The sequence below is a fragment of the Microbulbifer variabilis genome, assembly GCF_052468405.1.
This window is the reverse complement of record NZ_CP174343.1, coordinates 1,027,827-1,043,300: the sequence shown is the minus strand read 5'-3', so window position 1 is coordinate 1,043,300 and position 15,474 is coordinate 1,027,827. Positions and strand designations below refer to the sequence as shown.

General features: G+C 51.6%; 10 protein-coding genes and 1 tRNA gene. All 11 read right to left on the bottom strand.

Translation table 11 applies throughout. The features are described from left to right. Positions 1–2 precede the first annotated feature (2 nt). On the bottom strand, positions 3–1,886 hold the full coding sequence (locus ACJJJB_RS05100; RefSeq protein ID WP_444945307.1) for a SurA N-terminal domain-containing protein: 1,884 nt from the start codon (positions 1,884–1,886) through the stop codon (positions 3–5). Positions 1,887–2,010: 124 nt separating this feature from the next. Beyond that, complete coding sequence (hbs, locus tag ACJJJB_RS05095) at positions 2,011–2,283, bottom strand: non-specific DNA-binding protein Hbs (RefSeq protein WP_010132873.1); 273 nt, start codon at positions 2,281–2,283, stop codon at positions 2,011–2,013. A 253-nt stretch (positions 2,284–2,536) separates the two neighbouring features. Beyond that, on the bottom strand, positions 2,537–4,942 hold the full coding sequence (gene lon, locus ACJJJB_RS05090; RefSeq protein ID WP_020414825.1) for an endopeptidase La: 2,406 nt from the start codon (positions 4,940–4,942) through the stop codon (positions 2,537–2,539). A 275-nt stretch (positions 4,943–5,217) separates the two neighbouring features. Further along, positions 5,218–6,504, bottom strand: coding sequence for an ATP-dependent Clp protease ATP-binding subunit ClpX (gene clpX / locus ACJJJB_RS05085; RefSeq protein ID WP_020414824.1), 1,287 nt, complete (start codon positions 6,502–6,504; stop codon positions 5,218–5,220). Positions 6,505–6,667: 163 nt separating this feature from the next. Beyond that, positions 6,668–7,309, bottom strand: a complete 642-nt coding sequence (clpP, locus tag ACJJJB_RS05080) for an ATP-dependent Clp endopeptidase proteolytic subunit ClpP (protein WP_020414823.1) — start codon at positions 7,307–7,309, stop codon at positions 6,668–6,670. A gap of 185 nt (positions 7,310–7,494) precedes the next feature. Beyond that, the gene (tig, locus tag ACJJJB_RS05075; protein ID WP_020414822.1) at positions 7,495–8,808 is read right to left on the bottom strand and encodes a trigger factor; all 1,314 of its coding nucleotides are present in this window, start codon (positions 8,806–8,808) and stop codon (positions 7,495–7,497) included. Between the two features lie 190 nt (positions 8,809–8,998). After that, positions 8,999–9,083 (bottom strand) — tRNA-Leu (locus ACJJJB_RS05070). A 182-nt stretch (positions 9,084–9,265) separates the two neighbouring features. After that, positions 9,266–10,441: an acetyl-CoA C-acyltransferase FadA gene (gene fadA, locus ACJJJB_RS05065; RefSeq protein ID WP_282951050.1), complete on the bottom strand. Its 1,176-nt coding sequence runs from the start codon at positions 10,439–10,441 to the stop codon at positions 9,266–9,268. Positions 10,442–10,452: 11 nt separating this feature from the next. Further along, positions 10,453–12,609, bottom strand: a complete 2,157-nt coding sequence (gene fadB / locus ACJJJB_RS05060) for a fatty acid oxidation complex subunit alpha FadB (protein WP_444945308.1) — start codon at positions 12,607–12,609, stop codon at positions 10,453–10,455. Positions 12,610–12,889: 280 nt separating this feature from the next. Further along, entirely contained in the window at positions 12,890–13,519 is a 630-nt protein-coding gene (locus ACJJJB_RS05055; protein WP_282951052.1) for a helix-turn-helix domain-containing protein, read from the bottom strand. Positions 13,520–13,610: 91 nt separating this feature from the next. Next, positions 13,611–15,467 (bottom strand): beta-ketoacyl synthase, encoded by a 1,857-nt coding sequence (locus ACJJJB_RS05050; protein WP_444945309.1) that lies wholly within the window; start codon positions 15,465–15,467, stop codon positions 13,611–13,613. Between the last annotated feature and the right edge of the window lie 7 nt (positions 15,468–15,474).

The window sequence follows — 15,474 nt, the reverse complement described above, 5'->3', positions numbered from 1 at the left end:
AGTTACTGGCTCTCTGGCGCCAGCTCGACATTTGCCTGATCAGATAAGTAACGCTGAATAGCTGCCAGTTCCGCACCTCCATTTACTGAGGCTAATTGCTGCATTAGCGCCTGGCGCTGCTCTTTACTTTGCTGGGATAAATTGCCTTCCCGCACACCGCGTAATGCCAGAACAACTTGATCACCGCTGCTCGTAGCAAACACTGACAATTCCTCAGAGCCGGTGGCCGGGGCAGCCAAGGAGAATGCCTTGGTATTGATTTCTCCGCGCTCCCCAAAGCCACCGCGACGTGTTTTGTCGCTGACCTCTAAGGTTAAGCCTTGCTCCTCTGCCAATTTGGCAAAATCTTCACCTGCAGCGAGCTTTTCTTTCAGGGCTTCGGCACGAACAGCAAGCTGCTCGCTCGCTTTGTCACGCTTGAGACGCTCAACAATTTGCTCGCGGACTTCCTCTAGCGGATAGGTTCCAGCCTGCTTGGACTCCGTTACGCGTAATACCACGGAGTGCTCGTTATTAAGATTGAGCACATCTGAAGTGTTACCATCTTCCATCACTTCAGGGGAGAAAGCAGCTTCCACTACCTGCCCATTAGCCAAGACCCCAGCGCCACTTTCTCGAGAGAAGAGGCCACTGGTTTTTAGAGGCACTCCCAGCTCCTCGGCGGGACCTGCCAGGTTATCGGCATTATAAGCAAGGTCTGCCAAACGGCTCAGGGCATCAACGAATTCACTCTCTGCTGCGGCTGCACGTAACTGGGTCTCGATAGCACCCTTACGCTCCTCAAAAGTTGGAGGCTCACTCTCCTCAACTTCCAGCAACTTAATAAAGTGTGTTCCGCTATCAGTGGTAACCGGAGCAGACACCTGACCAACCTCCAAGCTTGCCAGTGCCTCCTCAAAAGCCTGAGGGAAAACATCACCGGCAGTAAAGCCGAGGTCTCCACCCTCTTCCCGTGAACCAATATCTTCTGAATAAGCTTTGGCCAGTTCGGCGAAGTCTTCACCTGCATCCAGCTTGGTCTGGATCTCCTCCAGCTTCGCTTGGTCTGCGTCCTCCAAAAGGATATGAGCTGCGCGACGACGAAGGTCAGCGCCAAAACTGGCAATCTCTTGGTCGTACTGCGAGCGAACATCCTCTTCTGAAATATCGATATTGGCTGCAAACAACGCGGGAGTAAGCTCTATATACTCAACTGCCACTTGCTCAGGTCGCTGGTATTGGCTCTGATTTTCCTGGTAGAACTGCTCGACTTCTGCATCACCAACTTCAGTGGTGGCCAGAAGCTCCTGTACCGGCATTACTACATAGTTGAAATCACGCTCTTCCATTGATGCCGCCACTACCTGCTCGGCATCAGCTTGCGTAGTAAAAGCGCTTTCGGTAACGCTGTCTGCATATTGCTGCAGCGCCAGATCACTTTCGACAATTTGAGGGAAATTGGCTGTGCTATAGCCCATACGACGCAAAGCATCGCGATATAATTGAGGATCAAAGGTGCCATTTACCTGAAAAGCTGGAATATCGGTAATGGCTTTATTAACAGCCGCAGTACTCATAACCATACCGCTCTCCAAAGCAGCTTGGCGCATGACTGAGCTTGAAATTAATTGGCGCAATACAGGTTCACGTAACTGCTCGTCGCTGATCAGGTCTGCTGGGACATTTTCCCCATATTGACTCATGATCATACTGCGACGATTTTGAATCGCTCGCTGCAAATCCAGATTGGTGATTTTTTCACCATTTACCTCGGCAACCGCATCGGCGGCACCACCACTGGCCCCTGAGAAAAAGTCGATTCCCCCAATGACCATAATGAACCCAAAGAAAGCTGCGACAATAATCGCTGCCGTCCCTTTCAGGTTATCGCGCATGGACTGAAGCATGCTCAGCTCCGAATTTTGACTCTAATTATTTAACTGTTACCAGATACAAAAAAGGCGTATCCAACCTGACACGCCTCTTTATAGCTTCGAATCTTTTACAAGGTCTCGAAGTTCACCGAAAAACTTAGTTTACGGCGTCTTTCAGGGCTTTACCGGCCTTGAAGTTAGGGATTTTCGCTGCGGCGATTTCGATGGGGTCGCCAGTGCGAGGATTGCGGCCAGTACGGGCTGCGCGCTCTTTCACTGCAAAAGTACCAAAGCCTACCAAGGCAACCTGATCGCCTTTTTTAAGCGCATCAGTAATGCTATCAACCATTGCGTCCAAAGCACGGCCAGCTGCTGCTTTTGGAATATCTGCAGACGCGGCAATTGCTTCAATCAGTTCGGACTTATTCACGCTTAATCCCTCTGTTCTTTTAAATATGTTCAGGACACCCTCAGGCCAGGTATCACTATTAGTAACTTTTTAACCACCGGCAATTTTGGCGCCGGGCAATAAGCCTCGTTTTATACCAACTGCCCGGTAACGGGTCAAGGAACCATGCGGGTTTCCGGACAGTTGAACGAAACCCGAGCATCAAAAATCAACAGAGTGGTTATGTTTTGGTCTTGCAATTGTTACGGGGTGACAACAGTCACCCCGTAACAGGTTAATGAGTTTGGATCGATCTTTGCGAGCGCTCTTCCGCCTGCTTTTGCAAGGCAGAATATTCCTCATCCGAAAGGGACTCGGGTTTGTGCTCAAGTGCCAACTCCAACACCTGGTCGATCCACTTGACCGGTTTCACCACCAGGTCCTGAAGGATATTGTCGGGAATATCTTTCAGGTCACGCTCATTATCCGCAGGTATCAGTACAGTTTTTATACCGCCTCGATGTGCTGCCAATAACTTTTCCTTGAGACCACCAATTCGTAAAACTTCTCCACGCAAAGTGATTTCACCAGTCATCGCCACATCCGAGCGCACAGGAATATTGGTGAGTACTGAAACCAAAGCCGTGCACATCGCAATACCCGCAGAGGGGCCATCTTTCGGTGTAGCACCCTCTGGCACATGAATGTGAATATCCCGTGTCTCGTGGAAGTCGGGCCCTATTCCGAGGGCTTGCGATCGCGAGCGCACCACTGTCAGGGCAGCCTGGATAGACTCCTGCATTACATCACCGAGAGATCCGGTCTTGATCATACGACCCTTACCTGGAACCGCAGAAGCTTCGATATTTAACAATTCACCGCCGACCTCCGTCCAGGCAAGGCCGGTAACGATACCGATTTTGTTCTCCTCTTCGGCACGGCCGAAGTCAAATTTACGCACACCCAGCAACTCTTCCAGCTGGTCAGATTTGACCACAGCCGTTTTCTCCGATGGGTTGCGTACATGCTCGGTCACGACCTTCCGGCAGATTTTGGCAATTTCGCGATCCAACCCACGTACACCAGCTTCACGAGTGTAATAGCGAACGATATCCCGTATTGCCTCATCGGACAGATCCAACTCATCGTCTTTCAAGCCGTTAGCCTTACGCTGCTTTGGTACAAGGTAGCGCTGGGCAATATTGAGTTTTTCATCCTCGGTATAACCGGGAATACGGATAACCTCCATGCGATCCAGTAATGGACCGGGAATATTCATGGAGTTGGAAGTACATACGAACATTACATCTGACAGGTCATAATCTACCTCGAGGTAATGGTCGTTAAAGGTCTTGTTCTGCTCCGGATCCAGAACCTCGAGCAGTGCTGAGGCCGGATCTCCGCGCTGATCCATGCCCATTTTGTCGACCTCATCGAGCAGAAACAGCGGGTTCTTTACACCGACTTTGGAAATTTTTTGAATCAACTTCCCTGGCAGTGAGCCGATGTAGGTTCGGCGATGCCCACGAATTTCCGCTTCATCGCGCACGCCGCCAAGGGCCATTCGCACATACTGTCGATTGGTAGCGCGAGCTATAGATTGCCCAAGTGAGGTCTTACCAACCCCTGGAGGCCCAACCAAGCAGAGGATCGGACCCTTCACTTTTTTTACGCGCTTCTGTACCGCCAAGTATTCAAGTATACGTTCCTTGACCTCCTCCAGACCGTAATGCTCTTTTTCGAGTATCTCTTCAGCCTTCTTAAGGTCATGCCTTACCCTGCTCGCTTTTTTCCAGGGCAGACTTAACATCCAATCGATATAGCTGCGCAGGACCGACGCTTCTGCCGACATCGGAGACATCATCTTCAACTTGGCAAGTTCAGCGCGGGTTTTCTTCTCAGCCTCTGCACTCATACCGGAATCGGCAATTTTGTTTTCCAGCTCTTCAATTTCATTGGGCTCTTCAGTAATTTCGCCCAGCTCCTTTTGAATCGCCTTCATCTGCTCATTCAGATAGTACTCACGCTGGCTTTTCTCCATCTGCTTTTTCACGCGGCCACGAATGCGCTTCTCTACCTGGATCAGGTCGATCTCTGAATCCATCAGGCCAAGCAGATGCTCCAAGCGCTCTTTAACGCTGGAGGTTTCAAGAAGCTCTTGCTTCTGTGCTAGCTCAAGGGACATATGGGCAGAAATGGTATCTGCAAGGCGCCCTGGCTCATCGATCCCAGACAGAGAGGTGATGACCTCGTTGGGTACCTTCTTGCTCACAGAGACATACTGTTCAAATTGAGTCATCACCGAGCGCACCAGAGCATCAGCCTCGGCCTCAGGCAACTCAAACGTCTCCATAGGCTCTACTGTCGCCTCGAAGTGGTTATCCCTCTCCATTACATCGAGAATATTTACTCTCTCCCCCCCTTCCACTAGCACTTTGACCGTACCGTCGGGAAGTTTGAGCAGCTGTAAAACGCTAGCTATGGTGCCCACGCGATAGATGTCCTCAGCGCCAGGGTCATCTTCCGATGCTTTTTTCTGGGCTACGAGTAACACTTGCTTATCCCTGCGCATGGCCTCTTCCAGAGCCTCTATGGACTTTTCCCTGCCAACAAATAGCGGGATAACCATATGGGGGTAAACAACAACATCGCGCAATGGCAACAACGGATATTCAAGTTTGGTGTCGGATGACTGATCCATAGAACTCCTCTCGGCCCTATCACTGGGTATTTGGCGCGGCATCATGCTGCTGTAGTAAATGACAGCTCAATTTGGGCCACCGCCCTTCAGTTGCTAGAGATGGGGGGGGAGAGCCCGGAATACAAGTCTAATCTGGCGACCAATTTGTGCCGAACTCAACTGAATACCAATAAGCCGCCTCGGTATTGGGGCCTCAAATGGTAAAAGGAGCTTCTTTTTAAGAAGTTGAGGTTATAAAAAAAGCCCCGAATTGGGGCTTTTTTAAGTACGAGGCGTCACTCTTCAGGAGCTGCTTTCTGGGGCTGGGTCTCACTTTCATAGACGAGTAGCGGGGCCGACTCACCCTTGATTACAGCCTCATCGATAACTACTTTAGCTACGTTGTCAGTGGAGGGGATATCGTACATAGTCTCCAAAAGGACAGATTCCATAATAGAACGCAGTCCACGAGCACCGGTTTTACGCTCCATTGCCTTGGTAGCTACAGCATCCAGGGCATCTGGGCGGAAATCCAGTTCCACATCCTCCATCTCAAACAGTTTGCCGTACTGCTTGGTCAGTGCATTGCGAGGCTCTGTCAGGATCTGGACCAGGGCCTCACGATCCAATTCCTCAAGAGTCGCGGTTACCGGAAGCCGCCCAACAAATTCGGGAATGAGACCGTAACGCACTAGATCCTCGGGTTCGAGATCTCTGAGAATCTCACCGAAATTACTGGTTCCGTCCTTGGACTTCACTTCAGCACTGAAGCCAATTCCACCCTTTTCGGAGCGATCGCGAATTACTTTATCAAGGCCGGCAAATGCTCCACCGCAAATAAACAGGATATTAGAGGTGTCCACTTGCAAGAATTCTTGCTGAGGGTGCTTACGGCCTCCCTGAGGGGGCACTGAGGCCACAGTTCCTTCAATCAGTTTCAGAAGTGCTTGCTGAACACCCTCACCAGAAACATCACGGGTGATAGAGGGATTATCTGACTTGCGAGAAATCTTGTCGATCTCATCGATGTAAACAATGCCCTGCTGAGCCTTCTCCACATCGTAGTCACATTTCTGTAACAGCTTCTGAATAATGTTTTCTACATCCTCACCAACATAACCAGCTTCAGTGAGAGTAGTAGCATCTGCAATCGTGAAAGGTACGTTGAGCAGGCGAGCAAGGGTTTCCGCAAGCAATGTCTTACCGCTACCAGTCGGCCCAACCAACAAGATGTTGGACTTACTTAGCTCAACTTCATCCTTGCTCTTTACACCAGCTTTGCTGCGTAGGCGTTTGTAGTGGTTATATACAGCCACTGCCAGTACACGCTTGGCCCGCTCCTGGCCAATAACGTACTGATCAAGGATCTCAGTGATCTCGCGCGGCGTGGGCAAGCGTCCCTCCGGGCCCTCCGCACTCTCTTGGACCTCTTCGCGAATAATGTCTGTACACAGTTCGACACATTCATCGCAGATAAAGACTGACGGCCCAGCGATTAACTTCCGCACTTCCTGCTGGCTTTTGCCACAGAAAGAGCAGTACAGCAATTTGCCGCTGTCTTCTCCGCTGCTTTTGTCGGTCATCAAAATACTCCGTGGTCACTGGCCGGCCAGGGCCTTCAAATTTAGCTATTACAGCAAGATGCTGTTTTTTGGCGTATTTTTCAAGCCCCTCAACTAGGAAGTCTGCTCAAAATTATTAACAAATATAGGAAAACGCCACTAGCAAATTTTTTTTGTTGAAATACTATTTTTCCAGTGCTTGGCGACGGGATAGGACATCATCCACTAAGCCATATTCCTTGGCCTCATCAGCGCTCAAGAAGTGATCTCGCTCAGTATCGCGCTCAATATCACTGACCGGGCGGCCGGAATGATGCGCCATCAATTCATTGAGGCGATGGCGAATCTTCAGGATTTCCTGGGCGTGGATATGTATATCACTAGCCTGCCCCTGAGCCCCGCCACTGGGCTGATGAATCATCACCCGGGAATTGGGCGTAGCAAAACGCTTACCCGGAGCACCCGCAGTAAGCAGGAAAGCGCCCATACTGCAAGCCTGGCCAATACACATGGTGCTTACATCAGGCTTGATGAACTGCATGGTGTCGTAGATAGACATCCCTGCAGTAACAGACCCTCCAGGGGAGTTGATATATAGGTGGATATCTTTATCGGGGTTCTCAGCTTCAAGAAATAGCAACTGAGCAACCACCAGATTGGCCATATGGTCTTCAACCGGTCCAACCAGGAAAATAACCCGCTCCTTAAGCAGACGGGAATAAATATCAAATGAACGCTCACCCCGGGCAGTTTGCTCCACCACCATCGGCACCAGTCCGCTTGCTGAAGGTTCGATCGAGGCTTGGGGAAAATCAATTCGTGCCATAGGTACCATTGCTTCCTTTTGTGGCGTTTTCGGCAGGCCAGCAGATAGGCAGATTTGCCTGTGCTGAGAAATTCGTCTTCAGAGCTTAACCGGTCAGGGCGGATAAAGCCAGCCGGTAAAAAGGAAGGAGATGCAATGACGCCCGGCAAAGCCGAGAGCCATTGCATCCTTGAGAAAGCAGATTATTAACCCTGCTTCTGCGGCTTGATTACGTCGTCGTAGGAGCTTTGTACCTCTTCAACCTTCGCAGCATCCAGTACAAAGTCTACAACTTGATCTTCTAGAACTACTGACTCAACACCAGACAGCAACTCGCGATTGTTATAGTAGTATTCAACTACCTCTTCTGGCTGCTGGTAAGTGGACGCCAACTCTTCAACCTTCGCTTTTACACGATCTGCATCTACAGACAGGCTGTTCTGCTTAACAATCTCGCCAACAACCAAACCCAGTACTACACGACGCTTTGCCTGCTCTTCAAACATTGTGTCCGGCAGCATGCGCTCAGCGTCTTCGGCTTTGATCTGACCTCCGAATTGCTGAACCATTTGACCGCGCAGAGTGCGAACCTCATTCGCAACCAATGTTGATGGCAGCTCGACCTGGTGCTTTTCACACAACTGATCCATCACTTGGGTTTTAACTTTATTTAACGCCGCATTTTTGAGTTCGCGCTGCATATTGTTGCGCACTTCCTCACGGAATTTTTCTTCACCGCCCTCTTGAACACCATAGGCTTTGAAGAATTCTTCATTCAACTCGGGCAATTCAGGCTTTTCGGAGGAAGTTACTTTGATATTGAAGGTTACTGCAGCACCGCGCAGATCTTCAGCCTGATAGTCCTCAGGGAAAGTCAGGTCCAGGTCTGTTTCCTCACCTGGCTTCATGCCGAGAATACCCTCTTCAAAGCCAGGGATCATCTGGCCTGAACCGAGAACCAGCTGATGACCTTCCGCTTTACCACCTTCAAACTCTTCTCCGTCTTTACGACCGAGGAAGTTGATAACAACACGATCACCTTTTTGTGCTTTGCGCTTAGTGTCCTTCCAGGAAGACTGCTGCTTACGCAGCACATCAATCATGTTGTTTACATCGGCATCAGTTACGTCGGCAATTGGGCGTTCAACGCTGATTTCCGCCAGGTTAGAGAGCTCAACTTCAGGATATACTTCAAAAGTGGCAACATATTCCAGATTTTCACCAGCTGCAGTCTGCTTGGCTTCAATACTGGGCTGGCCGGCCGGCTTCAGCTCTTCTTTTTGAACAGCATCATAGAAGGAACGACTCATCACCTCGCCAAGCACTTCCTGTCGAACACCAGCACCAAAACGCTGACGCACCACCTTCAAAGGTACCTTGCCTTTACGGAAACCATTTACGCGAACAGTCTTGGCGGCCTGCTGGAGACGCTTGTCCACTTCTTTATCGACGATTTCCGCCGGCAAATTAACCGTTAAACGACGCTCCAGACCGGAAGTAGTTTCGATGGAAACCTGCATGTTTATCCTCGTGAGACTATCTCTTTTATCGCGCCGCAGCGCCAACGAATACCGGGCCGCCGGGACTTAGCCAACCGCCTCTTAGGGCATAGCCGTCAAAATTGCACAGCAATTTCCGGCCAACACCAAATACAAGGAGCCCGCACTCACCCCTCCAGGGCAAGTCATGCGGACTCCAGAGTTCTTAATTTGGTGGGGACGGGGAGACTCGAACTCCCACACCTTTCGGCACCAGAACCTAAATCTGGCGTGTCTACCAATTTCACCACGTCCCCAGAACTTTTCCGCCGCTAACTCTTTGAAAAGTAAAGAGTTTCAGCTCAAAACAAGAGCCCATCGCGACAAGGGGTGCAGATTGTGCCACAGCATTTTGAGGGCTTCAACACTTTACTGAACACTTTCCTCACAAAATAAAAAAAGGCGCCTCAAAGGCGCCTTTTTTCGGGATCCAATTAGATCAGACTCGCTCCACGACAGTGGTAATACCCTGCCCCAGGCCGATACACATGGTGGACACGCCCAGGTTACCGCCTTCGTTTTGCATAACGCTCAACAGGGTACCGGTGATCCGCACACCTGAGCAGCCGAAGGGATGCCCCAAAGCGATAGCGCCACCATACAGGTTGACCTTCTCATCCATCTGCTCAAGCAGATCCAGGTCTTTCAGCACCGGCAGTGCCTGGGCCGCAAACGCTTCATTCAGCTCGACCTTGTCGATATCGCCGATTGTCAAGCCAGCCTTCTTGAGCGCCTTCTTGGTGGAAGGCACGGGGCCATAACCCATGATGGATGGATCGACACCAGCCAGAGCCATTTCCTTCACGCGGGCTATAGGGGTCATACCCAGAGCCTGAGCGCGCTCAGCAGACATTACCAGCATCACAGAAGCTCCATCGGTGATCTGGGAGGAGGTTCCGGCGGTCACTTGGCCATGCTTCGGGTCGAAAGCCGGCTTCAGCTGAGACAGGCCTTCCACGGTAGTATCGGGGCGGATAGTTTGATCCGTTTCAACCAGAAAAGGTACGCCGTCGTCGTCGTGGCCTTCAATGGCAATAATCTCGCGATTGAATTTCCCGGCCCTAGTAGCTTCAGCAGCGCGGTGGTGGGAACGAGCACCGAACTCATCCATCTGCTGACGCTGGATACCATGCATCATCGCCAGGTATTCAGCAGTCATACCCATAGAGCCTGCAGCTTTTGCCATATATCGGCCCAGCATTGGGTTGGGACTGACATGCTCCATCATATTCAAGTGGCCCATGTGCTCAACACCGCCCACAACGTACACATCGCCAACGCCAGCCTGAATGTTGGCAGCGGCAGTGTGCAGGGAAGACATTGAGGAGCCACACAGACGGTTGACGGTTTGCGCCGGAATGGTGTGTGGCAGACCGGCACGCAACAGAATAAAGCGAGCTACGTTAAAGCCCTGCTCATCGCGCTGCATAACGCAGCCCCAGATCAGGTCATCGATCTCAGCGGGATCGAGCTTGTCGTTGCGCTGCAGGAATTTTTTCAGCAGCTCAGCGGACATGTCATCGGCGCGAACATGGCGATATACACCATTCTTCGAGCGACCCATGGCCGTACGCGCGTAGTCGACGATTACGGCATCTCTAGGATTTAAACTCATCGCTATTCTCCTTACTTGTTGCCGTAGTAGGTTTTGCCACTTGCGGCCATTTCACGCATACGATCGGTCGGCTGGTACAGCTCGCCCAGTTCGGCGTACTTATCGGCAATCTTCACGAATTCATCCAGGCCAATACTGTCCAGCCATGCGAAGATTCCACCGCGGAATGGAGGGAATCCGATGCCGTAGATCAGTGCCATATCGGCTTCAGCCGGGGAATCGACGATACCCTCTTCCAGGCAGCGAGCCAGCTCTGTTGCCATGGGCACCATCATGCGCTCGATAATTTCGTCTTTCTCGAACTCGCGTCGATCAGCAACATGCGGCTTCAGCAGCTCGTAGGACTCTTCGGTAGCCACTTTCTTCGGGCGACCTTTCTTGTCCTGCTCGTAATTGTAGAAACCTTTGTTGTTCTTCTGACCATAGCGACCCGCTTCATACATCACATCAGAAGCGGCGGTGAAGTTTTTACCCATACGATCAGGGAAGCCTTCAGCCATTACGCTTTCTGCGTGGACACCGGTATCAATACCAACAACATCCATCAGGTAAGCGGGGCCCATCGGCCAACCCCAGCGCTCCATCAACTTATCAACGGCCTGGAAGTCAGCGCCATCACGTACCAGCATGGAGAAACCAGCAAAATAGGGGAAGAGAACACGGTTAACCAGGAACCCAGGGCAGTCGCGCACAACAATAGCTTTCTTACCCATCTTGTTAGCGTAGGCAACAACGCGAGCTACGGCGGTGTCGGAAGTTTTCTCGCCGCGGATCACCTCAACCAGCGGCATTTTGTGCACCGGGTTGAAGAAGTGCATACCGAGGAAGTTTTCCGGGCGGGAAAGCGGCTCGGCCAGATGGTTAATGGAGATGGTAGAAGTATTAGAAGCGATTACAGTGTCTTCGCTTACCTTGGTTTCCACCTCTTTCAATACAGCATGCTTCACCTTGGGATTTTCAACCACGGCTTCGACAACAACATCGATATCGTTGAAGCCATCGTAGCTTAGGGTTGGCTCAATGCGATTGAGCACTTCACCCATTTTCACAGGGGTCAGGCGCTTGCGATCAACCAGCTTGGACAGCAGCTTATTGGCCTCATTCAGACCGAGGTCAATACCTTTCTGGTCGATATCCTTCATTTTGATTGGAGTGCCTTTGTAGGCGGACTGGTAAGCAATACCACCACCCATAATGCCAGCACCCAATACTGCCGCACGCTCAATCGGCTTGTCGGCTTTCTTTTCCCAGCCCTTGGCGACCTTGCTGATCGCCTGGTCTGCCAGGAACAAACCCACCAGGGATTTGGCAGTGCCAGTCTGGGCACAGAAGATAAACTTCTCCTGCTCAACTTTCAGCGCTTCTTCACGGGTTAACTTGTAACCCTGCTCAATAGACTCGACTGCAGCTACTGGGGACGGGTAGTTTTTACCCGCTTGCTGACCGACGAATGCCTTGGTAGTGAAGAAGGCCATCAAAGCTTCAGTATCGTTTAGGGGGATCGGAGATTTCTTGATCTCGCGGCTAGCCTTGCAGTCCAGCTCGCCATTAATGGCTCGCTCGAGCAGTTTGATCGCAGCATCTTTGAGCTTGTCAGTAGGCACCACTGCATCAACCGCATGAGCCTCAAGCGCTGCAGCCGGCTTCTGTTCTTTACCCGCTGCAATCCACTCAGCAGCAACATCAACACCCACCACGCGCGGCAGACGAACAGTGCCACCCCAACCCGGGATCAGGCCCAGCTTAACTTCGGGAAGACCAACTTTGGCTTCCTCGCCCATCAGGCGGAAGTCACAGCCCAGGCACACCTCAAAGCCACCGCCGAGCGCGTAGCCATTGATTGCCACTGCAGTCGGAACCGGCAGGTCTTCCAGGCGGTTGATATTTTCGTTGTTCTGATTCATCAGATCAGCAACACCCTCTGCACCCGCAGAGAAGGCATCGCCAAACTCAGTGATATCAGCACCAACAATGAAGACGCCTTTGCCGCTTGTCAGCAGTACGCCTTTTATACCATCCGCTGCTTCGATAGCATCCAGCGCTTGAGAGAATTCAGAAACCGTCTGGCGGTTAAATTTATTGACGGATTCGCCTTGAAGGTCGAATTTGAGCTCGGCAATGCCGTTGTCCAGCATCTGTACCGTGAGCGCTTTGCCACTAAATAACATTGATTGACCTCTTTTATTCTGGGCCGCGATCCTGGGCCCGGGGTCGGAATTTTTGTGCAACCACAGGCCGTCCCGCAGGGTGCGGTGACACTTTGGCCCAATATGGTCAGCCGTAGTATAGCCAGATTCAAACGATTGTTTGAATACTATTTCTTACAAATAGAATGGCGCTACCAGCACCGAAGTACAGAAAATGGCCAACCTAAGAAACGGTGGCCAAGCTTTTAAGCGGAGCTAGTCTATCCCGGATTGATTTGACTTTTCAGCCGTCTGGCGCAAATTACTCTTTATTCAACACAGTATGTAGATCAGCGGATTGTGGTTCAGGAAGGGCTTGAGCTGGGGTCGCAGCATAGACAACTATACAGTCACAGCTACCGGGGTTTCGAAAGCGATGGGGGCGCCTGCTGCTAAAGTAAAAACCATCCCCAGTTCTTAGCAGCGCGAGATCTGACCCAACCGCAACCTCCAGCTCACCGGCAACCACTATTCCCCCTACCTCACCGCCGGCGGCAGCAAAGTCAGGTCCCGAGTCCCGCCCAACAGGAAAAACTTTTCGCAGAATAGACATACTGCGATGCTCCCGAAAACCACCCAATAGCTGGGAGCGTACACCTCCCTGGCCAATATCAGGCATTTCATTAGCGCGAAAGAAAATCTGGCCTGGCTTACCAAGCTCCAGGGAGAAAAACTCCGCTAGGGACATTGGGACACTACCCAGGATCTTATTCAATGACCCCACCGACGGACTCACCCGCCCCTGCTCGATAAAAGAGATGGTGGCATTAGTGACGCCTGCCCGTCGTGCCAGCTCACGCTGGGAGATACCGTAGATATTGCGCACCATTTTCAATCGAATACCGACATCACTGCTATCGCCGGATTCACTGGACACATCCATGTCTGCCATTGCATTTCCTATCAAATTTGAGTGTTTAACCCTCCGGTCACCACACCTTCAATAACAGCAATTGGCGCTAGTGATTAATCGTCCCTTTACTCTACACCATATCGTCATAGGGATTTTCTTGAGGAAGGGAGACCGGCGAAAGCCCCGGAAGAACAACTTCTTCAGTAGACAATGCAATCTCACCTTCATCAAACAAACCCTCCCCAAAGCGGTAGATGGTATTTAGCTCTCCCCGGCTAGCCTCGGCATCGTAAGCCTGCGCCCGCTCAATAACGGCTTCGTTACTCTTGCGGTAATGAGATACGGACTTCTTCCCGTGCCGTTTCTCAATCATGTTGCGAGTAAGATGCGGAGAAAGCACTGCAGCAGTGGCATTATTGCCACCAAACCCTTTCGAGTTCAGCAACGCAAGATCCAGAGAGCGAGGGTCTCTTTCGACGTGCTCAAGGGAGAAATCCAGGTTCTCTTGATGAACATCGTCAGCAATCCTGTCAGTGGTCAGGATACCCGGAAGTATTCCTTTATCAAAAATGCCTAGCGCTGTAATCAGCTGGTCGCCACTGGCCGCAGCTACGGTATGCCCTACAAAAGCTTTAACAGCACACACTGGCCATTTTTCTATTCCAAAAGTTCCAGCCAGGCGGTCGAGTATCGCCGATTCGGTTACCCGGTTTTGCGGAGTACTGGAGCCATGAGCCTGTACAAAGCTGCGTTGGCGCAAGGCCTCGTCACCAATTATCGATCGAGCCTCTGCCATAGCCCTGGCCATAGTGAGGTAATTACCCGGACCCGGTGCGGAGATTGACTTCTTATTGCCATCGGCATTGATGTACACACCCGCAACAGAGCCATGAATATTTGCCCCCAGCTCCAACGCCAGGGCATCATCCATCAGGATTGCCCACTGAGTGCCCTCTCCCAAGGTAAACCCACAGTTATCCCCAAAGGGGCGGCTTGTTCGCCTGAAGTCCACTTCACCCGGGTAGAGTTTGCGCAAATTTTCGATGGTAGCCAGGGCTCCCATGGTGGAATAACCATCTACCACTTCCGGCACTAGCGGGGCCTCTGCAGCCCCCACAATGGCGACCCTGGCACGGCCAGTGCGGATATCCTCCACTCCCGCTCGCAGATTATACAAATAACTGGCACAGGCCCCTGTCACTGCTCCTGTCGATCCCACATTATCCAGCACATAAGCATTTACAAAGTCGGCAGGCATACTGTTCAGACCGAGCGCCAGTTGCTTGGAACTGACTCTAGAACCACGCAAACGGGACTGCATCAAGCCCCCATTGCCAAAGTGATCCAATTGGCTCATGGCCGAGGAGGCATACACAGAAATATTTCCTGGTCCCACAGCCCTTACAACTGTCTCCCAGTCAATACCCATGGAGCGCACTGCGTCAGAGGCCCCCAACACAGCAAGTTGCAGGCCGCGGGGGTGGAAGCGGGAATTGTAGTGATCGCCAGGCTCAAACCCAGTAGGCAACTGTCCCCCAGCGCCAACAGGAATTTCTCGGTAACTGTCCAACATCACCGACAAGCTCGATGCCATCACACGCACCTTGCCACCCCCGATGGGCTCAACCTGCCACCCATCTGGTTGGGGATGAGGTAACTGACGCGCCGACATCTCAAAGGTGATGCCATTGGCGCTATTCAAGTTTGCTGCCTGGTGGAAATGACACCGGTGGTAGTCATAAAAACGCGCTTCCAGCTCTCGCACCAGAGTCCCTTGCAGTACTTGCTGCTCAAGCCCTGGATCCAGGGGAGTTCCGGCTTCAGCTCCCCTGCGAAGCCCCATTAGCGCAGCAAGGTCAGACAGGATATCAGCCCGCTCTCGCTGATCCAGCTTATCCAACACCAAACGGGAATAGCCCCGATGAAAGGAACTACGTCCTGCGGGGTTAAAACCACCAAATGCGGTGATTACGGGAAGGCGCTGCATCCTGACC